The 25,182-nt window shown below is 64.2% G+C and carries 16 protein-coding genes; 15 read left to right on the top strand and 1 reads right to left on the bottom strand.

Annotated features, from left to right (window positions below; genetic code table 11):
- Positions 1–34 precede the first annotated feature (34 nt).
- On the bottom strand, positions 35–2,155 hold the full coding sequence (locus tag D8W71_RS02610; RefSeq protein ID WP_121110762.1) for an N-acetylmuramoyl-L-alanine amidase: 2,121 nt from the start codon (positions 2,153–2,155) through the stop codon (positions 35–37).
- Between the two features lie 372 nt (positions 2,156–2,527).
- Here D8W71_RS02610 and D8W71_RS02605 point away from each other — a divergent pair, with 372 nt between their 5' ends.
- The 15 genes from D8W71_RS02605 to pks13 all read left to right on the top strand — a co-directional run bounded on the left by D8W71_RS02605 (position 2,528) and on the right by pks13 (position 25,179).
- Positions 2,528–3,271, top strand: coding sequence for a cobalt-precorrin-4/precorrin-4 C(11)-methyltransferase (locus tag D8W71_RS02605; protein WP_121110760.1), 744 nt, complete (start codon positions 2,528–2,530; stop codon positions 3,269–3,271).
- Entirely contained in the window at positions 3,268–4,020 is a 753-nt protein-coding gene (gene cobF / locus D8W71_RS02600; RefSeq protein WP_121110758.1) for a precorrin-6A synthase (deacetylating), read from the top strand. Before D8W71_RS02605 ends, cobF begins: the two co-directional genes overlap by 4 nt.
- 71 nt (positions 4,021–4,091) lie before the next feature.
- On the top strand, positions 4,092–5,321 hold the full coding sequence (glf, locus tag D8W71_RS02595; RefSeq protein WP_121110756.1) for a UDP-galactopyranose mutase: 1,230 nt from the start codon (positions 4,092–4,094) through the stop codon (positions 5,319–5,321).
- Positions 5,318–7,225: a glycosyltransferase gene (locus tag D8W71_RS02590; protein ID WP_121110754.1), complete on the top strand. Its 1,908-nt coding sequence runs from the start codon at positions 5,318–5,320 to the stop codon at positions 7,223–7,225. Before glf ends, D8W71_RS02590 begins: the two co-directional genes overlap by 4 nt.
- Positions 7,203–7,739, top strand: coding sequence for a phosphatase PAP2 family protein (locus tag D8W71_RS02585; protein WP_121110752.1), 537 nt, complete (start codon positions 7,203–7,205; stop codon positions 7,737–7,739). The genes D8W71_RS02590 and D8W71_RS02585 overlap by 23 nt, the downstream gene beginning before the upstream one ends.
- On the top strand, positions 7,736–8,644 hold the full coding sequence (locus D8W71_RS02580) for a decaprenyl-phosphate phosphoribosyltransferase (RefSeq protein WP_121110750.1): 909 nt from the start codon (positions 7,736–7,738) through the stop codon (positions 8,642–8,644). Before D8W71_RS02585 ends, D8W71_RS02580 begins: the two co-directional genes overlap by 4 nt.
- Positions 8,619–10,517: a flagellar motor control protein ZomB gene (gene zomB / locus D8W71_RS02575; RefSeq protein ID WP_121110748.1), complete on the top strand. Its 1,899-nt coding sequence runs from the start codon at positions 8,619–8,621 to the stop codon at positions 10,515–10,517. The genes D8W71_RS02580 and zomB overlap by 26 nt, the downstream gene beginning before the upstream one ends.
- Positions 10,518–10,706: 189 nt before the next feature.
- Complete coding sequence (locus D8W71_RS02570) at positions 10,707–11,699, top strand: alpha/beta hydrolase (protein WP_268959857.1); 993 nt, start codon at positions 10,707–10,709, stop codon at positions 11,697–11,699.
- 325 nt (positions 11,700–12,024) lie between these two features.
- A complete protein-coding gene (locus D8W71_RS02565) occupies positions 12,025–13,038 on the top strand; it encodes an alpha/beta hydrolase (protein ID WP_201265231.1) in 1,014 nt (337 codons plus the stop codon).
- A 211-nt stretch (positions 13,039–13,249) separates the two neighbouring features.
- A complete protein-coding gene (locus D8W71_RS02560; RefSeq protein ID WP_201265230.1) occupies positions 13,250–15,136 on the top strand; it encodes an alpha/beta hydrolase-fold protein in 1,887 nt (628 codons plus the stop codon).
- Between the two features lie 100 nt (positions 15,137–15,236).
- The gene (locus tag D8W71_RS02555) at positions 15,237–15,776 is read left to right on the top strand and encodes a DUF732 domain-containing protein (RefSeq protein WP_121110742.1); all 540 of its coding nucleotides are present in this window, start codon (positions 15,237–15,239) and stop codon (positions 15,774–15,776) included.
- 11 nt (positions 15,777–15,787) lie between these two features.
- Complete coding sequence (locus D8W71_RS02550; protein ID WP_121110740.1) at positions 15,788–16,756, top strand: cutinase family protein; 969 nt, start codon at positions 15,788–15,790, stop codon at positions 16,754–16,756.
- A 176-nt stretch (positions 16,757–16,932) separates the two neighbouring features.
- On the top strand, positions 16,933–17,952 hold the full coding sequence (locus tag D8W71_RS02545) for an LLM class F420-dependent oxidoreductase (protein ID WP_121110738.1): 1,020 nt from the start codon (positions 16,933–16,935) through the stop codon (positions 17,950–17,952).
- A 202-nt stretch (positions 17,953–18,154) separates the two neighbouring features.
- Positions 18,155–20,053 (top strand): long-chain-fatty-acid--AMP ligase FadD32, encoded by a 1,899-nt coding sequence (fadD32, locus tag D8W71_RS02540; RefSeq protein WP_121110736.1) that lies wholly within the window; start codon positions 18,155–18,157, stop codon positions 20,051–20,053.
- Between the two features lie 44 nt (positions 20,054–20,097).
- Positions 20,098–25,179: a polyketide synthase Pks13 gene (pks13, locus tag D8W71_RS02535; protein ID WP_121110734.1), complete on the top strand. Its 5,082-nt coding sequence runs from the start codon at positions 20,098–20,100 to the stop codon at positions 25,177–25,179.
- Positions 25,180–25,182 lie beyond the last annotated feature (3 nt).

Genomic DNA, 25,182 nt, shown 5'->3' with positions numbered 1-25,182 from the left:
CTTCCAAGCGTGCCGGGGCTTTCTGCAGTGGTGCTTACGGAACCGGAACCGGAGCGGCCTCGGGTGCCGGTACCGCCTCGGGTGCCGGTACCGCCTCGGGTGCCGGTGCAACATCGGGAGCCGGTGCAGACTCGATGGGTGCTGAGGCCGGGTTCTGCAGTTCCTGCTCGTAGGTGTCGTTGTAGGTCTTGATGACCGTCGTGACGATGCCGGTGAGCTCGTTGAAGATCAGCGAACCGTTCTCGAAATCGGTACGCAGACCTTCGGGGACGCGGTATTCGTCGGTGGTGGGTAGGCCGAGTTCGCCGTCTTCGCCGCCGAGTGCCAGGAACTGCTCGAAGATCTTGCCGATCACCGCAACTGCCTGTCCGGCAAGGGAAGTGAAGATCGAGCCGTTCGCGAACTGAGCGGCTTCGCCTCCACCCTTGACCTGAACGAGGCCACTGACGGGTGTACCGAGTGTTCCGGCTTCACCGCCGGTTGCCATCCACTTCTGGGCGACCGGGTTGGAGCTGGCCAGTCGAACGAGTTCGTCGACGAGTCCCGGAATGTTCTCTCCGAGAGTGCCGCTCGCATCCGAGGTGGGCACGGATGAATCCGTGGTGCTGTCGGTCGGTGTCGGTGCGGTTTCGACGCTGCCGCCGCCACCGAGGTTGGCCGCCGCGATGTCGCGGATCTCGTCCATCTTGGCGTAGGCGCCGTCACCCGGGCATGCGGTGTTACCGACGTCGCGGTGGGCGAAGATGACAGGTAGGTCGACGTCCTGTCCCTTGCCGACGAACGTGAAGTCGGTGCCCTCGGACGTCATGGTCGTCTCGCCGTGCGGATCGAGACCTGCTTTGCCCAAACGCCATCCGAGGAACTTGCCGACCGACTCGAGGGTGTCCTCCGACGGTGACTCGCTCGAGTAGTCGCCCATCATCGCGATGCCCATGGTGTTCTCGTTGAAGCCACCTGCGTGTGCACCTTGAACGGCCCGGTCCAATCCGCCTGCGCGGCCTTCGAAGATCTGGCCGTACTTGTCGACGAGAACGTTGTAGCCGACATCGCACCAGCCGAGCGTCTGCGCGTGGTACGCGTAGATCGCGCGAACGATCTCAGCCGACTCGCTCTTGGAGTACTCGTTGCTGCCTGCGGTGTGGTGAACCGTTGCGCCGCCGAGGAAATCGTCGTACGTCGGGGTCGCGCAGCGAATGGACTCGTCGGCACCCCACTGTGCGCGTGAGATGACCTTGGGTCCGGCGTCGCCCGCAACCGGAGTCGCGATGTCGGCGAGCGCAGAGTCGGCGGGGGAGCTACCGGGCTGGATCAGCACGGCGCTGATATCGGCCAAGGCGTCCGCAGCGGGTGTCTCCTGCTGGCGCAGCGGCTTCGAGACCGAGGCAGGCGTGTAACCGAGTTCCGGTGCGGGAGCGGCTGGCTCAGGGGCAGGGGCTACTTCGGGAACCACCGCGGGGGCGGGTGTTCCTGCACGCGGAGTCAGCAGCAGCTGAACGGCTTTGGTGGCGCCGACGAAGATGGGCTCGGTGCCCTTCTTGTCCGGCGACGGAGCAGCGTCGCTCGCACCGGTGTCGATGGGTTCCGTTGCGATCCACGGCCCCCAGGATCCGTCGTCGAGCTGACGGCGGACCTGTGCGACGGCACCGTCGAGCGCGGTCGAGGTGAGGGCGACCATGCTGAACGGATCGTCCTGCTTCAGTTCCTTGACGACGGCTCCGAGCGGTGCGCCCGGGTCGTCGCCGGCGGACGGTGCCGCTGGGACCGCGGGTGCCGCTACGTTGTTGCGCCCCAACTCGGGGACGGGCGCCTGGGCCGAGGGGCTCGTCGGAGAGGGAACCGTCACGCCAGGGATCTCGGGGATCTGGATGGGCGGGATGGTGATGTTGTCCGGAAGTGGCAGGTACTTCAGATCGGACAGGCGGAGGTCCGGCAACGGCAGACCCGTCAGTTCCGCGAGTGGAATGACGATGTCCGGTGCTGCGCTCAGCGCTGTTTCGACGATCTTGGTCGGCACTGTCACAGGGGTGGTCTCGTTGGCCGATCGAACATCGGTCGACGCGGAGTCGCCGGAGATGCTGTAGACCGCCACGGGACTCGCGACGGCCAGCAAGGCGACAGCGCCGAGAACGATCGACGGCTTCGTTCGACGGTGCAAGGCGGTACTCCCTGGTTGTAGGTGCGAGGCCGGCCGGTGAACTGCGTGGCCGCCCCGCGAAGCATCCTGCGACTGTTCGACGCGAATTGCTTCCGTGCAGAGCTATGTGTCGGTGAGTTGTGATGCTCTTGTTACTCGTGTGACTGTTGTGACAAAGTTTCTGTCACATGAGTAACACCAACCTCATCCGGCACAAGGCTAAACCTTAGCTTGAGAGTTAGCCAGGGCGAGGATTGACCGGCCCACGGCGCGTCGGGGGCGGGTTGGGAGTGGAGCGAAGCGGAATGACCCGGGGGTGGGAGTGGAGCGAAGCGGAATGACCCGGGGCGGGAGTAGGGCTGGTTCGGGCGTGTGTAACTAGGCTCGACTCTCGTGACTGTTCACTTCATCGGTGCGGGCCCAGGCGCGTCGGACCTTCTGACGGTGCGAGCCGTCAACCATCTACGCGCCAGCCTTGTCTGTGTTTACGCGGGTACCTACATCGACGACGCAGTTCTGGCCTACTGCCCCGAGGGCGCGCGGAAGGTCGACACCGCGAAGCTGGACCTCGATGCCATCACCGCAGAACTCGTCGACGCTCATCGGCGCGGCGAGGACGTCGCGCGGTTGTGCTCGGGTGACCCATCTCTCTACTCGGCCCTGGCCGAGCAGTCGGCGCGACTCGACGAGGCAGGTGTGCCGTGGGACGTCACGCCGGGAGTGCCGGCGTATGCCGCCGCGGCCGCCGAGTTGCGCGTCGAACTGACGGTTCCCGCCGTGGCCCAGTCGGTGGTCCTGACGCGCACCCAGGCCCGCTCCACCGCGATGCCCGACGCCGAGGCCCTGGGCAACTTCGCAGCCACCGGATCGACTTTGGTGCTGCATCTCGCCATCACTCGCATCCGAGTGCTTGCCGAGGAGCTGACGGGTCATTACGGAGCCTCGTGCCCGGCGGCGGTGGTGTTCCATGCCAGCAAACCCGATCAACTGGTCCTGACGGGCACCCTCGCCGATATTGCAGGCCAGGTAGAGGCAGCGGGTCTGAGGCAGGCTGCGGTCATCCTCGTCGGGCCCGCGGTCGGCCGTGCTTCCGGCGCTGAATCTCATCTGTACGACGCGAACCGGACTCGCTCGTGAGAATCCACCTCGTCGGTGTCGGGGGAGGGCATCCCGACCAGATCACCATCCAGGCCGTCGAGAAGCTCCGGGCCGTCGATGTGTTCCTTGTCGCCGACAAGGGCGATGGCGTCGGCGACCTTGCCCAGGCGCGCGAGGAGATTCTGCGCAGGCATGTGCCGGGCGACCCGACGGTGATCGCGGTGCCCGATCCGGCGCGCGACCGGGCGCCGAAGGACTACGGCACCGCTGTGTTGGACTGGCACGACGCGAGGGCGCGCGCCTACGAGAAGGTTCTGCTGAGCCTCGAGCCCGACACGACCGTCGGATTCCTGGTGTGGGGTGATCCGGCGCTCTACGACAGCACCATCCGCGTCGTGGAGCGTGTGCGGGATTTCGGCACCCTCGACGTCGACTTCGACGTCACACCCGGCATCAGCAGTGTGTCGATGCTCGCCGCGTCGCATCGGATCGTGCTCAATCGGATCGGCGGACCGATCGTGATCACGACGGGACGAGCACTTCTGGACGATGTCGCGGCCGGCGCCGACAACATCGTGGTGATGCTCGACGGCAATCTGACGTGCCGTGAGCTCGCCGGGACAGGATCCTGGAGCATCTATTGGGGCGCCAACCTGGGAACGGCCGATGAACAGTTGGTGTCGGGTCCGCTGGACGAGTGCATGGACGAGATCGAGCGGGTGCGCGCACAGCTCAAGGCCGCGCACGGCTGGGTGATGGATACATATGTCCTCCGGACCCGTGCGTGAGTAGTTCCGTCGGGCGGTAACTACGCACGCACGGGGGGCGAAGCCCCGTCGGTCGGATACCCTGGTTGCCCGTGACTGCTGTAAGCCCTGAGCCCACCTCTTCCGACGCCTCCTCGACCGGCCGATACGACCTCATCGTCGTCGGATCTGGGTTCTTCGGCCTGACCGTGGCGGAGCGTTCGGCGTCCCAGCTGGGTAAGCGCGTCCTCGTACTCGACCGCCGCCATCACCTGGGCGGTAACGCGTACTCCGAGGCCGAGCCGGAGACCGGCATCGAGATCCACAAGTACGGCGCCCACCTGTTCCATACGTCGAACAAGCGGGTCTGGGACTACGTCAACCAGTTCACCGACTTCACGAGCTACCAGCACCGCGTCTACGCGATGCACAAGGGCCAGTCGTACCAGTTCCCGATGGGGCTCGGCCTGATCTCGCAGTTCTTCGGTAAGTACTACTCGCCGGCCGAGGCACGCGCGCTGATCGAAGAGCAGTCGAGCGAGTTCGACTCCAAGGACGCGCAGAACCTCGAGGAGAAGGCGATCTCGCTGATCGGGCGCCCGCTCTACGAGGCGTTCATCCGCGATTACACCGCTAAGCAGTGGCAGACCGATCCGAAGAACCTGCCCGCGGGCAACATCACGCGGCTGCCGGTGCGGTACACCTTCGACAACCGATACTTCAACGACGACTACGAGGGACTGCCGGTCGACGGTTACACCGCGTGGCTCGAGAACATGGCATCGAGCGACCTCATCGAGGTTCGTCTGAACACCGACTGGTTCGACGTGCGCGACGAGCTCATCGCCGAAAGCCCGGACGCACCGATCGTCTACACCGGTCCGCTCGACGCCTACTTCGACTACTCCGATGGTGAACTCGGCTGGCGCACACTCGATTTCGAGACCGAGGTGCTGCAGACGGGTGACTTCCAGGGCACGCCGGTGATGAACTACAACGACGGCGACGTCGGCTACACCCGGATCCACGAGTTTCGTCACTTCCATCCCGAGCGTGAGTACCCGGCCGACAAGACGGTCATCATGCGTGAGTTCTCGCGCTTCGCCGAGAGCGGCGACGAGCCGTACTACCCGATCAACACCCCCGACGATCGGAAGAAGCTCGAGGCGTACCGCGACCGTGCGAAGGCCGAAACCGCCTCCAAGAACGTATTGTTCGGCGGGCGCCTGGGTACCTACCAGTACTTGGACATGCACATGGCCATTGCCAGCGCGTTGAACCTCTACGACAACACGCTCGCACCACATTTCGAGTCCGGCGCTTCGCTGGCGGGGGACAAATGACAGCCAAACATCTTCTCGACGACGGGGTGGCCGACGTGGCACCCGTGCTCGGAAAATCACTGCTGCAGCGCATTCTTCTTCCGCGCTCCGGCGAGCCGCTCGACGTGCGGACGCTGTACCTCGAAGAAGCGAAAACCAATGCCCGACGGGCACACTCGGTCTCACGTACGTCGGTTACCGTCGGCGCCGAGTCCGAGGTGTCGTTCTGCACGTACTTCAATGCGTTCCCGGCGAGCTACTGGCGCCGCTACAGCATTCTGAAGTCCGTGGTGCTGCGCGTCGAGGTGTCCGGACACTGCCGCATTGACGTCTACCGATCCAAGGCCGACGCGTCACGCATTCACGTCGAGGGTCGCGAAGTCGTGGACAGCGACGCGGCGCAGGAGTTCGAGATCGATCTGGGACCGTTCGAGGACGGTGGCTGGATCTGGTTCGACATCACCTCCGATTCAGAGGTGGTGCTGGAGAGCGCAGGCTGGTACGCGCCGATCGAGGCCCCTGGTGAGGCGACGGTGGCCGTCGGAATCCCGACGTTCAACCGCCCGACCGATGCCGTGAAAGCGCTTGTGGCCCTTGGCTCCGATCCGCTCGTACTCGACGTGATCAAGGCCGTCATCATGCCCGATCAGGGCACCCGGAAGGCCAAGGACGAGCCTGGATTCGAAGCGGCCGCAGCAGGCCTCGGCGGCAGGCTCGCGATCCACGATCAGGCCAACCTCGGTGGTTCCGGTGGGTACAGCCGCATCATGTACGAGGCGCTGAAGAACACCGACTGCCAGCACATTCTGTTCATGGACGACGACATCGAGATCGAACCGGATTCGATTCTTCGTGCGCTCGCCATGTCCCGTTTCGCGAAGGTCCCGACTCTTGTCGGCGGCCAGATGCTCAACCTGCAGGCGCGCAGCCACCTGCACGTCATGGGCGAAGTGATCAATCGCGCCAACTTCATGTGGACCGGCGCGCAGAACGTCGAGTACGACCACGACTTCTCCGAGTATCCGCTGCGCTCGTCCAAGCTGCTGCACCGACGCATCGACGTCGACTACAACGGTTGGTGGATGTGCATGATCCCGCGCGTCGTCGCCGAAGAACTCGGCCAGCCGTTGCCCCTGTTCATCAAGTGGGACGATTCCGAATACGGTTTGCGTGCAAAGGAAGCCGGCTACCCGACGGTCACCCTGCCCGGTGCTGCGATCTGGCATATGGCATGGAGCGACAAGGACGACGCCATCGACTGGCAGGCGTACTTCCACCTGCGCAACAGACTTGTGGTCGCCGCGTTGCACATGCCGGGCAACGGCCGCGGACTCGTGCTCGACACCGTCAAGGCAACCGTCAAACACCTTCTGTGCCTGGAGTATTCGACGGTCGCCATCCAGAACAAGGCGATTCGCGACTTCCTCGCAGGGCCCGAGCACATCCTCGAGATCCTGCCGACCTCGCTCGGTGAGGTGCACGCACTGCGCAAGACCTACCCCGATGCCGTCGTCGTCGGATCTTCGACGGAACTTCCTCTCGCCTCGGGTGAGGAAGTGGGAGCCGTCGGCGAGCCGGTGAACCCGCTGTCGAAGATCAAGCGTCTCGCGAAGGGTCTGATTCACAACGTCAAGCCCGCGCACGATCGCCACCACGAGCGCCCGCAGCTCAACGTTCCGACGCTCGACGCGCGCTGGTTCCTGCTGTCGCAGGTCGACGGCGTCACCGTCACCACCGCCGACGGCCGAGGCGTCGTATATCGGCAGCGCGACCGGGACAAGGCTGCAGCTCTGCTCAAGGAAGCACTTGCGCTCCGAGCCGAACTGTCGCGTCGATTCCCCGAACTCAAGGGTCGCTACCGCGACGCCGTCCCTCACCTCACCAGTAAGGAAACCTGGGAACGTGTCTTTCGTTACGAGGCGTAAGGGCCAGAGTCAGGCCGGAACCGAGGTACGCATCCTCGAGCAGGTTCAGTCGACTGTCGGTGCCGCGCCAGGCGCCATCTCTGTGGCCCGCGGGATGTCGCATTTCGGCGAGCACGCTCTCGGCTGGGTGGCGATCGCCGGTGTCGGAGCCGCACTCGATGCGCCCCGTCGTCGCCAGTGGGCCGGAGTGGCCGTCGGCGCGCTGGGTTCGCATGCAGCGTCGATCGTCATCAAGCGGGTGGTCCGCCGTCCTCGGCCGAACGACCCGTCGGTGAGGATCAACGTCTCGACCCCGAGCAAGCTGAGCTTCCCCTCCTCGCATGCCACCTCCACGACGGCAGCCGCCGTTCTGCTCGGTCGCCTCACAGGGCTACCCTTGCCTGCGGTCCTGGTACCTCCGATGCTGCTGTCGCGGCTTGTACTCGGTGTGCACTATCCGACCGACGTACTTGCAGGATCAGCGCTCGGCGCTTTGTCCGCAGCCGCTGTTCTGAAGTTCGAAGGAGACAAATGAGCGAGGAAGCCACCCCCGTAGGAGCACCACCGAAGAACCTGCTCGACGGTGTGATCAAGGCGCTTCGCCCACGTCAGTGGGTCAAGAACGTTCTCGTTCTCGCGGCTCCCCTCGCGGCCGGTTCGGTCACACAGGGCAACGTCCTGCTCTCGGTCGCGCTGGCATTCGTCGTGTTCTGCTTCGCCGCATCCGGCGTCTACCTGGTCAACGACGCGATGGACGTCGACGCCGACCGCGCGCATCCCACCAAGCGTTTCCGCCCGATCGCGGCGGGTGTTTTGCCGGTCAAGCTGGCCTACGCAATGGCTGTCGTCTGCCTGGGGCTGGCGATCGGACTGTCGTTCTTCGCGAACTGGAAGCTCGCGCTGGTCATCGGTGTCTACATTGCTATCCAGTTGGCGTACTGCTTCGGTCTGAAACACCAGGCTGTATTGGACATCTGCATCGTCTCGTCAGGGTTCCTGCTCCGCGCCATCGCGGGTGGCGTCGCGGCGTCGATCCCGCTGTCGCAGTGGTTCCTGTTGATCATGGCGTTCGGCTCGCTGTTCATGGCCGCGGGCAAGCGTTACGCCGAGCTCCAGCTGGCCGAGCGGACCGGTGCCAAGATCCGTAAGTCGCTCGAGAACTACACCACGACGTACCTTCGTTTCGTCTGGACGCTCTCCGCGACCGCCGTCGTGATTTGCTATGGCCTGTGGGCTTTCCAACAAGACGCCGAAACCGACTCGAACTGGTTCGCCATCTCGATGATTCCGTTCACGATCGCGATCCTGCGCTACGCAGTGGACGTCGACGGCGGAGAAGCCGGTGAGCCCGAAGAGATCGCCCTCGGCGACAGGGTGCTGCAGGTGCTCGCCCTCGTGTGGATCGGAGTAGTCGGTGTCGCTGTCTACGTCGCCGGCTGACACTCACCGACAGGCCTCGCGCGGAAGCCTGATCTCCAAGACGGTCTTCGGCGTCGGTGTCGTCGTCACGTCGTTGTTGTTCCTGGCCGGGGCGTGGGAACGACGCTGGATCGCCGACGACGGACTGATCGTCCTGCGCACCGTCCGCAATCTTCTCGCGGGCAACGGGCCGGTGTTCAACGCAGGCGAACGCGTCGAAACCAACACCAGCACCATCTGGACCTACCTCGTCTATGCAGGCAGCTGGCTCAGCGAGGCGCGTCTCGAATACGTCGTGCTCACCATCGCGCTCGTCCTCTCGACCGCTGCCATCGCCATCGCCATGTGGGGCACGTATGCGCTCCGCGCAGGTGAGCGGGTAGTGACCGCCGGGGGTAACTACCCACGCACAGGCGGCGCAGCCGCATTTTTACCGGCCGGGGTGTTGGTCTATATCGCGGTCCCGCCGGCCAGGGATTTCGCCACGTCCGGCCTCGAGACCTGCTTGGTGATCTTCTGGATCGCGACGCTGTGGCTGCTGATGGTCCGCTGGGCCACCAGGGATGTCCGGACTCCGGCTGTGCTGTTCCTGGCGTTCTGGGCTGGGCTCGGACCGCTCGTACGACCCGAGCTCGTCATCATGTCGGGTCTTGCCCTGCTGCTGATCTTTCTTGCGCCTCAGTCGTGGACGAGTCGATTCCTGGTGTTCGCCTTCGCGGGTGCCACTCCGGTGCTCTATCAGATTTGGCGCATGGGCTACTACGGCCTGCCGTACCCCAACACCGCGGTTTCCAAGGATGCGGGCGGCGCCAAGTGGTCGCAGGGGTTCGATTACCTGTGGAACCTGCTGGGCCCGTACATGCTGCTTCTTCCGCTCGTCCTGCTGCTGATCGCAGGAATCGCGACGACGCTCGGCCGCGCGCGGCCGACCCTGCCCCGGTCGGTCGGTGACGCGCAAAGGGCGCTTCGCACCCCGACGGCAGTCGTCGTGTTCGTCCTCGTCGGCGGCGTTCTGTCGCTGATCTACTCCATCCGCGTCGGCGGCGATTTCATGCACGGTCGAACGCTGCTCCCTGCGCTGTTCACGTTGCTTCTGCCCGTTGCCGTGCTGCCGTTGTCCCTCCCGACGAGACGATCCGACGCACGCGAGATCGCGGTGTTCGCCATCGGGGGTCTCGTGTGGGTGACGACGGTCGTGTGGGCCTTCTTCGCGGCGAACACCACCGGAATGCCCCAGGGCTCGATCGTCGGGCGTTCGGGAATCGTCGACGAGCGCGCGTTCTACTCGCTCAACACCGGTCACGCGCATCCGATCCTCGCGTCCGACTACCTGGACTATCCGCGGATGCGTCCGATGGTCGAGGCGATCGAGAACACTCCTGACGGCGGGCTGCTGTTGCCGAGTTCGCAGTTCACCTACTGGGATGTCGTTCCGCCGCCTCTACCGATCCCGCCCGGTGGTTTCGGTCACACCGTCTACTTCCTCAACCTCGGCATGACGAGCATGAACGTCGGCCTCGACGTGCGTGTCATCGACCAGATGGGTCTGGCGTACCCGCTGGCCTCGCATACCGAGCGGTTGGAGAACGGCCGAATCGGGCACGACAAGAACCTGTATCCCGACTGGGTGGTGGCCGATCTCGGTGTGGTCGGCGAGCATCCTTTCCTGCCGTGGTACATGGACGAGGACTGGGTCACCGAGGCGCGCGCGGCGCTGACGTGCGCAGACACCCAGGAGTTGCTTGCTTCTTACCGCGCGCCGCTGACGAAGGATCTGTTCGTCAGGAACATCAAGAGGTCGCTGTTCTACGCCGGATACCGGTTCGATCGAGTGCCCGAGTACGAGTTACAAAGGTGTGATCTCGAGCCCCCGATACTGAAGGGCGACAATTAGGAAAGAGTTGCACCGATATCGTTCTGTCGCCAAGATGGAATATCTCTTTTTTGTAACGGAAGTCGCCTTGCGGCCGATGTATGCGAAAGATGTGTGTGACTGCTCTGGCTTTCGAGGCCGGATTCATGCCGCGTAAACGGGTGTTCCGCAGGTTCTGCGGGTCACCGACAATGTCGAGAGGTCGAATGCATGCTGGGTAGAACGAACAAGGGTGCCGGGGGGCGCCTCCGCCGGATAGTCGTATCTCTGGTGATGGCTTTGGCACTACCGCTCGGTCTGGCAGCTGTGGGAACGACCGCGACGGCCAACGCCGCGTTCGATCCGGGCGCCCGGGATTTCTGGACCGATTCGAGCATGGGCCCGATCAAGAGCCGTGTCTGGCGAGCTGCGGACGGCAACACGAACCGCGTCGTCTACCTTCTCGACGGTCTCCGCGCCACCAGCGACATCTCGGGCTGGGAGCACGAGACGGACGCCGGCGCGTACCTGGCGTCGTGGAACATCAACGTCGTTCAGCCGGTCGGCGGACAGTCCAGCTTCTACTCGGACTGGTACGCACCGTCGAACTTCAACGGTCAGAAGTCCACGTACAAGTGGGAAACGTTCATCACCGAGAACCTGCGCTACAACCTGCAGAACCAGCTGGGCTTCAACCCGAACCGTAACGGCGTCGTAGGCATCTCCATGGGCGGCAGTGCTGCTCTGACGCTCGCTGCCTACCACCCCGATCAGTTCTCGTACGCCGGATCGCTTTCGGGATACCTGAACATCTCGGCGCCCGGCATGCGTGAAGCGATGCGTCTGGCACTCCTGGATTCGGGCCGCTACAACATCGACGCCATGTGGGGACCCCCGTGGGATCCGGCGTGGTTGCGCAACGACCCCTTCGTCTTCGCCCCGCGCCTGCGCGACAACGGCACACGCGTGTGGGTCTTCGCGGGTAGCGGCTTGCCCGGTGGGCTCGACCGTCCGCGCAGCTTCATCGACTACTACAACACCGCCAACGGCATGGGCCTGGAAGCGATCGCACTGGCCAACAGCCGTGCGTTCCAGATCCGCATGGCCAGCATCGGTGCGAACAATGTCACATACGCGTTCCCGGCCGTCGGAACCCATCAGTGGGGTTACTGGCAGGAGCAGGCGCACATCATGGCGCCGGACCTGAGCGCCAATATCGGCTGAGAAACCGGCCAACCCCCGCTTGTCACCCCTAATTTGTGAAAGATCACTGGTTTCACGGGGTGGTCAGCGGGGGTTTCGCAGGATAGTGTCACAGTCTGATATCGGTCGCTAAGCGGGCGTGAGATGTAGATCACGGTTTTGCTTACTGGTTGATCGGTGGAATAGCCTCATTTCTGCGCGCCCGCGGTCGAGTTACTCACTCGGCGGCGGGCGTCGTACAACTTCATACCCGTACTACGGCCCGACGGGGCCGAGCACAGCCCTGTTGGAATGCCGGGGGCCGCAGATCGCGGAGACCGCAGAAGACGAGAGAGAGCAAGATTTCATGCGATTTGCCGGCCTCATGAGCAAGCCGAGATTGTCCGGGCGGTGGCGTCAGCGACTCCTCGGCGTCGGCGCAGCAGCCCTCGTAATTCCCATCGCTGCAGGTGTGGTCGGATCCGCGGTAGCGGTGGCGGCCCCGAGCGCGATCGTGCACAAGGCTCCCTCCGGTGGACGCGAGGACCTGTGGGTTCCGTCCGAGATGGGCCCGATCAAGGTCCAGGTCCAGTGGGCTGCCCGCGGCGGCAACGCTGCTCTCTACCTGCTCGACGGCCTCCGTGCTCGCGACGACCGCAACGCGTGGACGTTCGAGACCAATGCGCAGGATCAGTTCGCCGGCGACAACGTCACGCTCGTCATGCCGGTCGGCGGACAGGCTAGCTTCTACAGCGACTGGTACGCCGCGTCGAACCTGAACGGCCAGGAAGTCACCTACAAGTGGGAGACATTCCTGACCCAGGATCTGCCCGCATTCCTCGAGGGCTACGGCGTCTCACGTTCCAACAACGCAGTGCTCGGCATCTCAATGGGCGGCAGCGCTGCCCTGACGCTCGCCGCGTACCACCGCGACCAGTTCAAGTTCGCCGGTTCGTTCTCCGGATACCTGAACATCTCGGCTCCCGGTATGCGTGAGGCCATCCGCGTCGCAATGCTGTCGCAGTCCTGGTTCAACGTCGACTCCATGTGGGGACCCCCGTGGAGCCCGGCATGGTTGCGCAACGACCCGTTCGTCTTCGCACCCGAACTGCGCGGACTGTCGCTGTACGTGTCCTCGGCATCCGGCCTGCCCGGTCAGTACGACAAGCCTCGTGCGCCGATCGACTTCTACAACACGGCCAACGGAATGGCTCTCGAGGCTCTGGCGCTTGCCAACAGCCGCGCATTCCAGGTTCGCTTGGCGACTCTCGGAATCCCCGCGACGTTCAGCTTCCCGAGCAACGGAACGCACAGCTGGGCATACTGGTCCGCTGAGCTGTTCAAGGCTCGCGGTCAGATCCTCGAAGCTCTGAACGCCTGATTTTCAGTTCCACCACAGATGCCGTCCTGCCAGTGCAGGGCGGCATCTGTGCGTTGAGCGACCGATGTCGAAGATTAACAATTGCACCATCCGTCACAGCGAGCCTCTGTCGATCCGGCAGCCTCTCCGTGTAGAAAGACATCTACGACAGGTCTGCGTTCAGTGCGGCTGGCCGCCGCCCGAACGCAGTAGAAGAAGGAGAGTCACCATCATGCGCACTGGGCCCCAACGGTTCGGCCGACGTTCCAAGGCTGGAGCGGTCGCCCGGCGTACGGTGACCGCAGCGGTTCTCACGGCAGCACTCGTCTCGCCGTTCTCAGCTGTAGGCATCGCTCAGGCAGCACCCGTGGCTGTCACCGCACCTGCTCAGACGCAGGCCCCTTCGGCGGCGACGGTGACAAGCGTCGATTGGCTCTCCGATCGCAGAGTTGCGTTGTGGATCGAGTCTCCGTCGATGGGCACCCCCATTCAGGTGCAGATGTTGCTGGCTCGTGACTGGAACATCAACCCGCAAGCCGTCTTCCCCTCTGTCTGGATGCTCGACGGACTCCGCGCGACGGATCTCGAAAACGGCTGGACGGCCGAGACCGACGCCGAGTCGTACTTCGCCGACAAGAACGTCAACGTAATCCTGCCCGTCGGAGGCCAGTCGAGCTTCTACTCCGACTGGGTCGACCAAGACAACGGCAAGAACTACCAGTGGGAGACGTTCCTGACGAAGGAACTGCCGCCCATCCTGGAAACAAGTTGGCGTACCAACCAGACCCGCGGCGTCGTCGGCTTGTCCATGGGCGGAACTGCCGCGATGTTCCTCGCCGCGCGAAACGAAGGCTTCTTCAAGTTCGCCGCGTCGTTGTCCGGCATGTTGACCACCACGACGCTCGGCATGCCGCAGGCAATTCAGTACGCGATGGCCGACGCGGGCGGATTCAACTCGAAGGCCATGTGGGGCGCTCCCACCAACGACCTGTGGGCTCAGCACGACCCGTACCTGCTCGCCGAGAAGCTGAAAGGGATCAGCCTCTACGTCTCGAGCGGCAACGGCGTGGCCGGACCCTACGATCCACCGTCGGGCATCCCTGGCGTCAGCTCCAACTACGCGGGTATGGGTCTCGAGATTCTCTCGCGCCTCACCTCGCAGACGTTCGCCACCAAGCTCAACAAGCTCGGCATCCCCGCGCAGGTGGTCTACCGACCGTCCGGCCTGCACACCTGGGAGTACTGGCAGTTCGAGCTCAAGCAGTTGTGGCCGCAGCTCGCAGGGGCGATCGGAGTCGAGGCCGACAAGCCGTCGTGCAGCGTGGCCGGAGCGATCGGCAACGCATCGGGCGCCAACTCCTGGCTCGGTGACTGCCTGACCGCCGAATACAACGTCGCTGGCGGACGAGCACAGGACTTCCGCTTCGGTCGCGTCTTCTTCTCGCCCGACACCGGGGCGCAGGTGGTCGCAGGCGCGATCGGTGGCAACTACCAGGGTTCGGGTGGGCCCGAAGGTCCGCTCGGCTTCCCGAAGACCGGCGAGTTCGGCACCCCTGACGGCCGTGGACGTGCCAACGCGTTCCAGAACGGAATGGTCTACTTCACGTCCCAGACCGGAGCGCACGCGGTTCGCGGAGCGATTCTCGACGAGTGGGCTCGCCAGGGCTACGAAGGTGGCCCGCTGGGATACCCGGTTCTCGACGAGGTGCCGACGCCGTCCAAGCCAGGAGCCGTGCAGGGCTTCGAGATCGGTGCGATGTACTTCAGCCCCGACCTGGGAACGCATTCGGTTCAGGGCCAGATCCTCGGCAAGTACGGCCAGCTCGGTTGGGAGAACGGTGCACTCGGCTTCCCGAAGACCAGCGAGCTGGGCCCGATCCGGGACGGTGGGCGGTTCAACGAGTTCGAGGGCGGCAACATCTACTGGAGCCCGCTGACCGGTGCCTGGTCCATCCGCAACGGTGAGATCTTCGAGGCGTGGAAGAGCGTCGGCTACGAAGGCGGTCGTCTCGGCTACATCACGAGCGATCAGTTCGACATGGATGGCGGCGGGATTCAGCAGAACTTCCAGTTCGGCATCATCACCGTCAAGGACGGCAAAGTCACCATCGCTCCCTGACGCTACTGCCAGAGGCCCTCGGACGGTTCCCCTCAGACTGTTCTCAGAGGGCCTCTGTACCGTCAGCCGTTGAACTCGACGCCGAAGGACTGGATTGATCATGCGAACATCCCTCGCCCGCACGCTGTCTCTCGCTGTACTCAGCGTCGCAGCCGGTGGCCTTCTGGTTGCCTGTGGCAGCGACGACTCGACGGCAACCGGATCGCCGTCGACCACATCGACCACCACATCCGCCGAGAGCACCACCTCCGCGGCCGAGGAGACCACCACGTCGAGCGCGGCTCCGACGACGAGCCCGGGTGACGCGGCAACTGCTCCTCCCGAGCAGCCGCAGCCCGTCCCGGAGGGATTCCCCGGCCCGACGGAGACGCCGATCGACGACCGAGGGCAGGCGTTCCTCGACGCGTTGGAGAAGGACGGCGTCACTGTGGCCGGCAACGGTGAGATCGCGCTGTCCACAGCGTCGTACATCTGCTCGGCGCAGTCCCAGGGCGTCTCGGCCGACGAGATCTCGACGTTTGTGACGGCCAATGTCGGGGTCGAATCGAGTGCATCCGGCACCCAGATGTCAGCAGAGCAAGCCGGTGAGACCGCGCAGATCTACATCACCGCGGCCCAGAACACCCTCTGCAAGGCCTGACGGTCCCCGCCATGGCCAATCGAACCAAGCGTAAGAAGCGACTGCTTCCGAAGTTGCTCGCGGTGGTGGTCCTTCTCGGGCTGATCATCGTCGCGCTGTGGTATTTCCTGGCGGGCAGACTGCCCACCGAGCCTGGATCACCGCTGCCCCAGCCGGGACCCGACGAGCCGCAGTCGCAGCCCGCCGATTGCGCAGACGTTGCCGTGATCGCGATCCCCGGTACATGGGAGTCGGCAACCGGTGACGACCCGTACAACCCGACGGCCAACCCGGCGTCGTTGATGCTCAACGTGACTCGGCCACTGCAGGAGCAGTTCGATCCAGCTCGGGCCAGTGTCTACACCGTCCCGTACGTGGCTCAGTTCTCCAATCCCATTGCGCTTCCCCCGGACGGCCAGCAGTCGTACAACAACAGTCGATCCGAAGGTGCCGCGGCGGCGAGGGCCGAACTGTCTCGCGTTGCGGATCGCTGCCCGCTGACGAGCTACATTCTTGCCGGCTTTTCCCAGGGTGCGGTCATCGCGGGCGACATCGCATCCGAGATCGGCGCGGGCAACGGGCCCGTCGCTGCCGACAAGGTGCTCGGGGTGACGCTGATCGCCGACGGTCGTCGCGACGGCACGTCCGGTGTCGACATCGGTCCTCCTGTCGACGGGGTGGGTGCCGAGGTCGCACTCGGGGGCCTCGATTTTCCCGGAATCACGATGACGGGACCGAGGCCGGGCGGATTCGGCGAGCTCGACGACAAGGTCAATCAGATCTGTGCCGCAGGCGACCTGATCTGTGCGGCGCCGTCAGAAGGCTTGTCGCTGCGGAACATTCCGCAAAGCATCGGCATCCTCGTCGGGGCTGCGGGTAATCCGGTCCACGCGTCGTACAACACGTTCGTCGTCGACGATGCAGGGACGACGTCGACCATGTGGACTGCGGGTTGGGCCGCAGGGCTCATCGAGTCCGCACCGGAGATTCCGCACTCTTAAGAGACACCGAGTTCTCACAAGGTCGGGTCGGGGCCTCTGGGGAATCGGCACAAAGGTGGTCTCGGGTAACCCCGCGAAGTGTATTCCCACGTCGAGAGCAGATAGAGTGGCGCCTTGGACCAGCGCGCCGTCGGCGTTCTCAGTCGTAGCCATACTTGCATCGAGGAGACCTATACATGTGTTCCGCCCAGGCCCCTGACCTGCCTGCCGAAGGGCACGTCGCGGCGCTGCGTAAGTTCCGCTTCGCCGCAGGCGGAGAGGGCAACGCGGAGGAAGGCGGGGCGCGGAAGTTCGTCAAGCTGGCCCAGCTGGCCGAGGAACTCGGGTACGACAGCTTCATGATTCCCGATCACCTGGGTAATCAGGTCGGGCCCATCGCTGCACTCGGCGCACTTGCCGTCGCCACGGACAAGATCCGACTCGGCACCGCGGTGCTCGCCAACGGCTTCCGTCATCCGGCAATCCTGGCGAAGGATGCTGCGACAATCGACGTTCTCTCGGGAGGGCGTCTCGAACTGGGTCTCGGCGCGGGCTGGATGCGCGATGAGTACGACAAGGCAGGAATCGAGTACGACCGTCCCGGCATCCGCATCGAAAAGCTCGAAGAGAGTCTCGAGATCCTCGATACGCTGCTTCGCGGCAAGGAATGCAACTTCCAGGGCAAGCACTTCACCATCACCGGTCTGAAGGGAAGCCCGCGCCCACGTCAGGGCCCGCGACCGCCGATCTGCGTCGGAGGCGGTGGACCTCGCATGCTCGCGCTTGCCGCCAAGTACGCGGACATCATTTCCGTCGTGCCGAGCACCACCAAAGAGGGAAAGCTTCAGCTGTCCGGAATGACCCTGGACAAGACGCTGGAGCGCGTCGAACTCATCCGCAAAGCTGCGGGCGATCGTTTCGACGACATCGAGCTCAACTGGGCCATCACCACCATCGTCGTCACCGACGACCGTGAGCAGATGGCCGAGATGGCACTGGCTGCACTCGACAACGGCTACCCGCCCAATGTCGACGTCGACGTGAAACTCAGTGTGGAGGACATTCTGACGTCTCCATACCTGGCATTCGGGACATACGAGGAGATTGCGGACCAGATCCGTAACGTTCGCGCGAAAACGACGATGTCCTATGTCGGGGTTTTCCCCACACAGATGGAGGCGTTCGCTCCCGTCATCGCCTTGTTGAAAGGCGAGTGACGGCGGACGTGTCGCCATTGTGTTTCTGCCGCGACGGTAGAGCATGGTGGTGGAGTGAGAAGCCAAATTCGATAGCTACAAAAACGTAATATTGACGCTGTTCGGCGCGAGAAGTGAGGCCGGGCCGCAGACCGTTCGGTCCGGAGCGCCAGCTTTGAAATGATCGGTCGCAGCGGATACCGTCGGAGGAGAAACGAACACAATGAGCCACACATTCGATGAGTACATCGATGAAAACGGCCACATCACCATCGCTGAAGGCAAAACGCTGGTGCGCCACGTCGAGGTGAACGTCGCAGAGAATGCGGACACGCTGGCGTACCGATTCATGGACTACTCGCGTGAGCGCGACGGCGAAGCCCACGAGCTGACATGGGCAGAGTTCGGAACCCGCCTCCGCGCGGTTGCCGCTCGCCTGCAGCAGGTCACCAAGCCAGGCGACCGGGTGGCGATCCTCGCCCCGCAGGGACTCGACTACGTCGTCGCGTTCTTCGGTGCCATCTATGCCGGCACCATCGCTGTTCCGCTGTTCGATCCCGACGAGCCGGGCCACACCGACCGTTTGCATGCCGTCCTCGGCGACTGCAAGCCGACGGCCATCCTCACCGCGACCAACTCCGCAGCAGGTGTTCGAGCTTTCTTCCGTGCCCTCCCGGCCAAGGAACGTCCGCGTGTCATCGCCGTCGACGCCATCCCCGACAGTGTCGGCGAGACCTGGGTCGAGCACGAAGCCAACCTGGACGACATTGCATACCTGCAGTACACGTCGGGTTCGACGCGCACCCCCGCCGGTGTAGAGATCACGCACCGCGCAGTCGGCGTCAACGCACTGCAGATGGTCGACAGCATGGAGATCACGCACGACTCCCGCGGCGTGACCTGGCTCCCGATGTTCCACGACATGGGTCTGCTGACGGTCATCCTGCCCGCGCTGGGCGGCAAGTACATCACCATCATGAGCCCGCGCGCATTCGTGCAGCGGCCGTGGCGCTGGATCAAGGAACTCGCCGCAGTGTCCGACGGTGCAGGCACCTTCGCCGCAGCGCCGAACTTCGCGTTCGAGCACGCAGCTCAGCGTGGTCTGCCCAAGAACGGCGAGAAGCTCGATCTCTCCAACGTCATCGGGTTGATCAACGGAAGCGAGCCGGTCACGACCACGTCGATGAAGAAGTTCAACGACGCGTTCGGCCCCTACGGTCTGCCCAAGTCGGCAATCAAACCGTCCTACGGCATGGCCGAGGCCACGTTGTTCGTCTCCACCACCAAGCACGTCGACGAGGCCAAGGTCGTCTACGTCGACCGGACCGAGCTGAACGCAGGCAGGTTCGTCGTCGTGGACAAGGACGCCGTCGGCGCGATCCCTCAGGTCTCGACCGGCACGGTCGCCCGTAGCCAGTGGGCGACGATCGTCGACTCCGAGTCGGCCACCGAGGCAGAAGACGATCACGTCGGTGAGATCTGGTTGCACGGAGAGAACATCGGCCAGGGTTACTGGGGCCGCGAGCTCGAGAGCACCGAAACGTTCCACAACAAGCTGGTCAGCCGCATTCCGTCGGGATCGCACGCCGAAGGTGCGCCGGAGGGCGGCAACTGGATGCGCACCGGCGACTTCGGGGTCTACCACGACGGCGAGCTCTACATCACCGGTCGCGTGAAGGACCTCGTGATCGTCGACGGCCGAAACCACTACCCGCAGGATCTCGAATTCTCGGCGCAGGAGTCGAGCAAGGCACTGCGTCCGGGTTTCGTGGCAGCATTCGCAGTTCCTCTCAATCAGCTCCCCGACGTCGTCTTCGAGTTCAGCGGATCCGGCTTGTCCAAGGATCCCGAGGACAGTGCAGAACAGCTGGTCATCGTCGCCGAACGCGCTCCGGGTGCGGGTAAAGCCGAGCCGCAGCCCATCGCCGACGACGTCCGCACCGCCATTTCGGCGCGTCACGGCGTAACGGTTCGCGACGTGCTTCTGGTCCCCGCCGGCTCCATCCCGCGTACGTCGAGCGGCAAGATCGCCCGTCGCGCATGCAAGGCCGCCTACATCGAGGGCACCCTGCGCGGCGGCTACCAGCAGCAGGCCTTCCCCGACGCGGAACTGCCCGACTGATTTCGTCGGCGTCCCGTTTCCTTCGACACGTAACTTGGTGAGTGATGGCTGAACAAGAGACAGACAAAATCCAGCGTGCCGATGGTGGGGACTTGACTGTCGCTCAGCTTCGCGAGTGGCTGCGAAACTGGGTGGCGGAGGCGACCAACCAGTCGCCTGCTCTCATCTCCGACGATCGGCCGATGGAAGAGTTCGGACTCTCCTCTCGCGATGCTGTCGCGCTCAGCGGTGAGATCGAGGAACTCGTCGGCGTGACGCTGACGGCTACCGTCGTTTACCAGCACCCGACGATTGCCTCGCTGGCAAAGATCATCATCGAGGGTGAACCGGAGGAGCCCGCGGGCACCGTCGACGACTCGTTCTATACCAAGGGCTTGGCGCCGGGGGAGTCGCACGATATCGCGATCGTCGGCGTCTCCACACGGTTCCCCGGTGCGGGAACGACTCCCGAAGAGATGTGGGCACTGCTCAGCGAGGGTCGCGACGGCATCACCGATCTGCCCGAGGGTCGCTGGGAGGAGTTCACCTCCGATCCCGCCATCAAGGCAGCGGTCGACGCCACGGTCACCAAGGGCGGCTACCTCGACGACGTCAAGACCTTCGACGCCGAATTCTTCGCGATGTCGCCCAACGAGGTCGTCAATGTCGATCCGCAGCAGCGATTGGCCCTCGAACTCACGTGGGAAGCGCTCGAGCACGCACGCATTCCGGCTAGCTCGGTCAAGGGATCGCAGGTCGGTGTCTTCATCGGCAGCTCGTCCAACGACTATCAGCTTCTTGCCGTCAGCGATCCCAACGCGCACCCGTACGCGCTGACCGGAACGTCGACGGCCATCGTCGCGAACCGCGTCTCGTACTTCTACGACTTCCGTGGCCCGTCGATTGCGGTGGACACCGCATGCTCGTCATCGCTGGTCGCAGTGCACCAGGCAGTTCGAAGCCTGCGCACCGGTGAATCCGACCTCGCCGTCGCCGGTGGGGTCAACATGCTGCTTGCACCGCCGATCACCGTCGGTTTCGGCCAGACCGGTGTACTCGCGCCCGACGGCAAGATCAAGGCGTTCTCTTCCGACGCCAACGGCATGATCCGTTCCGAGGGCGGCGGCCTCGTCGTGCTCAAACGCCTCGAAGACGCCAAGCGTGACGGCGACAACATTCTCGCTGTCGTCGCCGGATCTGCCGTCAACCAGGACGGTCGCTCCAACGGACTCCTAGCCCCGAGCCCGGACGCTCAGGCCGACGCGCTGCGATTCGCGTACCGCGACGCAGGTATCGCGCCGTCCGGAGTCGACTACATCGAGGCTCACGGCACCGGAACCATCCTCGGTGACCCCATCGAGGCAGATGCGCTCGGACGTGTCGTCGGACGTGGCCGCGACGCGGACAAGCCAGCTCTGCTCGGTTCCGCCAAGACCAACTTCGGCCACCTCGAATCGGCCGCTGGCGCAGCAGGTTTGATCAAGGTAGTTCTCGCGATGCAGGCGAACCGCCTGCCCGCGTCGCTCAACTACGTCGGGCCGAACCCGTACATCGACTTCGAGAAAGCGCACCTTCAGGTCATCCCGGAAGGCGCCGAGTGGCCGCGGTACACCGGCAAGGCAGTCGCGGGCATCTCCGGCTTCGGCTTCGGCGGAACCAACGCGCACGTGGTCGTTCGTGAGTACGTTGCCGACGAAGGTGTCGAGGGTTTCGATCCAGCGGCAGTTGATCCGGACGCTGCTCTGGTGGAGGGTGTTTCACCGCTATCGGAGATCGAGACCACGGATCCTGTTGCCGAGGCCGAAGAGATTCTCGCAGGAGCGGAGCCTGCGGAGCGACCAGGCTTGGAGCAGGAAGCTGCCGCGGCTGTGGAAACGGTTGTGCTTGCGGTGTCCGCTGCATTGCCGTCGCGACGCAAGCGAGCTGCATCCGATCTCGCCGACTGGCTCGAAACCGAAGAGGGCAGCACGACGCCTCTCGCCGACGTCGGTCGTGCGCTGGCCAAGCGCAATCACGGTCGTTCGCGCGCAGTGGTTCTCGCGACGACGCGCGCAGAAGCCATCACCGGGCTGCGTGCCATTGCTGCGGGCAAGCCGGGCCATGGCGTCTTCTCCGCCGACTCGCCTGCGTCCAATGGTGCGGTGTGGGTGTTCTCGGGCTTCGGTAGCCAGCACCGGAAGATGGCGTCGACTCTTTACCGCACCAACAAGATCTTCGCCGCGGCTGTTGACGAGGTCGACGAGCTGCTGATCGACGAGGCCGGATACTCCATCAAGGAGATCATCCTCGACGACTCGCAGACGTACGAGTTCGAGAACTCGCAGGTCGGAATCTTCGTCATCCAGGTCGCTTTGGCGGCAACGCTTCGCGCTCACGGCGCCGAGCCGGCAGCTGTCATCGGGCACTCGATGGGTGAGGTCGCCGCCGCGTACGTGGCCGGGGGACTCAACCTCGAAGACGCAGTTCGGATCATCTACGCTCGCTCGCGTCTGCTGGCCGAGGGCCAGGACGGGCTCGGTGCCGCATCGCAGGGTGCAATGGCATTGGTGGAGTACACCGCCGACGAAGTCACCGCACTGACCGATCAATTCCCGGACGTAGAGCCGTGTGTCTACGCGGCACCCACCCACACCACCGTCGGAGGCCCACGCGCGCAGGTCGAGGAACTCGTCAAGGTCGCCGAGGCCGCCGAGAAGATGGCGCGTCTGCTCGACGTGAAGGGTGCCGGCCACACATCCGCAGTCGATCCGCTGCTGGGCGAGCTCGCAGCCGAACTTGCGGGAATCGAGCCTGGCACATTGACGGCGGGCGTCTACTCCTCCGTCGACTTGGAAGCGCACTACCGCGTCGGACACGAGCCGATCCACGGCGTCGACTACTGGACCAAGGGCATGCGGCACCCGGTCAACTTCACCCAGGCCGTCAACGTCGCTGTGGGAGACGGCCATACGACGTTCGTCGAGCTTGCGCCGAACCCGGTCGCGCTGATGTCCGTGGCCGCGACGGCATGGGCCGCAGGTGTTGCAGATTCGACGCTGATTCCCACGTTGAAGCGCAAGGAAGACGAGTCCGAGACGTTCCTGGCCGCACTGGCCCAGCTCTACGTTCACGGTCACGCGCTCGATCTCACGACGTTGTTCGACGAGGGTGGCTACGCGTCGATTCCGCGAACGGCGTACCTGCGCAAGGAATTCTGGCTGAAGACGCGCGTCAACTCCAGCGGCAACGGCCGGATCCCCGGTTCCCGGGTAGCGTTGCCCGACGGTCGGCACGTGTGGGAGGTCCAGGCCTCGGCGGTGGATTCTCTCGATGCATTGGTGAGTTCGGCTGCAGCGCAGGTGTTCTCGGGCGTCGAACTCGGGGCGTCGGTGACGCACGCCGCTGTTCCGGCGGCAGGTTCGCTGGTGACGACGCTGACCTCGCACCTCGGGGGAGCGTCCGTTCAGGTTCACTCGCATGCCGGATCGTCGTTCACGTTGCTGCACGAGGCGATTGTCACCTCGGGTGAGGCGTTGCCGGAACCTGTTGTGGCACAGGTAGAGCCGCCGAGTCCTTTTGTGGAAGAGCTTCCCGAGGTCGTCGAAGATTTCGGTGACCGCTGGGATCCCAACGGAAACCAGAAGCTCGAAGACCGGTTGGCGATCATCGTCGCGGAGTCCATGGGTTACGCGCCCGAGGATCTTCCGCCGGAGATTCCCCTCATCGAACTCGGACTCGATTCGCTGAGCGCGGTGCGCATCAAGAACCGCGTCGAGTACGAATTCGACATTCCCACAGTGCAATTGCAGGCCGTCCGCGACGCCAACCTCCTCGAGGTCGAGAAGTACCTGCGTTACGCGTTGGAGAACCGCGAGGAGGTCGCGGCTCTCGCCGAGAAGCAGGCTGCGGAGAAGGAAGCCGAGAAGGCCGCCTCGGCTGGCGGCGAGGCTCGCTCCGATGCACTGGATGCAGCCGTCGCCTCTCCTGAAGTCACCACTCCCAGTGCCGAATACCAGCCGGCACCGGAAGCGGTCGCAGCTCCCTCTGTAACGGACGTGGGCAATCGTGAGGCATTCGCCGATGCAGCCGGCTCCGATGTGCCGCCGCGTGACGCGGCCGAGCGGCTGACCTTCGCGACCTGGGCCGTCGTGACGAAGGAGTCCGCGAAGGGCATCTTCAACACTCTGCCCATCCTCGACGACGAGACAGCGGAGAAGCTCGCTGCTCGCCTCACGGAGCGGGCAGGCGGCGAAGTCAGCTTCGACGATGTTCTGGACTCCGAGACCATCGAGCAGCTTGCCGAGAAGGTGCGCCCGCACCTCGAAGACGGCGAAATCGACGGTCTTGTGCGCAATTTGCGTCCGCGGCCCGAAGGGTCCACAGCGACGCCGATATTCGTCTTCCATCCCGCTGGCGGATCCACCGTCGCCTACGAGCCGCTTCTTCGTAAGCTGCCCGCGGGAACGCCGATGTACGGGCTGGAGCGCGTGGAAGGACCGATCGATGTGCGTGCGGCGGAGTACGTTCCGCTGATCCGCGAGATCCAGCCGGAGGGGCCCTATGTGTTCGCCGGTTGGTCGCTCGGCGGTGTGCTTGCCTACGCGGTAGCGCGTCAGTTCGAAGAGCTGGGCATCGAGGTCGCCTTCGTCGGTCTACTCGACACGGTCATGCCGGGCGAGCCGATCCCCGATACCAAGGACGAGGTGCGCAGGCGTTGGGAGCGTTACGCGGACTTCGCCAAGAAGACGTACAACGTCGACTACCCGATTCCGTACGACAAGCTCGTCGACGCCGATGACGATGGACAGATTCGGATCATCACCGACCTCGTCAAGCTCAGCGGAGCCAAGATTCCCGGCGGCATCATCGAGCACCAGCGCACGTCGTGGCTGGACAATCGGGCGATCCAGACCGCCCAGCTGAAGGAGTACGGCGGCCATGTGACGCTGTACATGGCGGACAAGTATCACGACGACGCTATTGCGCTCGAGCCCGCACACGGCACCCGCGAGCCGCACGGTGGTTGGGGTCCGGTTGTGAAGGATCTCGAGATCGTGCAAATCGGAGGCGACCATCTCGCTATCGTCGACGAGCCGTACATTGGACGTGTTGCGGCACATATGACGAAAAAGCTCGACGAGATCGAGTCGCTGAGAACCGGAGCGTAAATT

The sequence above is a fragment of the Rhodococcus sp. P1Y genome (genome assembly GCF_003641205.1).
Classification (GTDB): Bacteria; Actinomycetota; Actinomycetes; order Mycobacteriales; family Mycobacteriaceae; genus Rhodococcoides.
The sequence above is the reverse complement of the archived record's forward strand: the minus strand, read 5'-3'. Positions and strand labels throughout refer to the sequence as shown.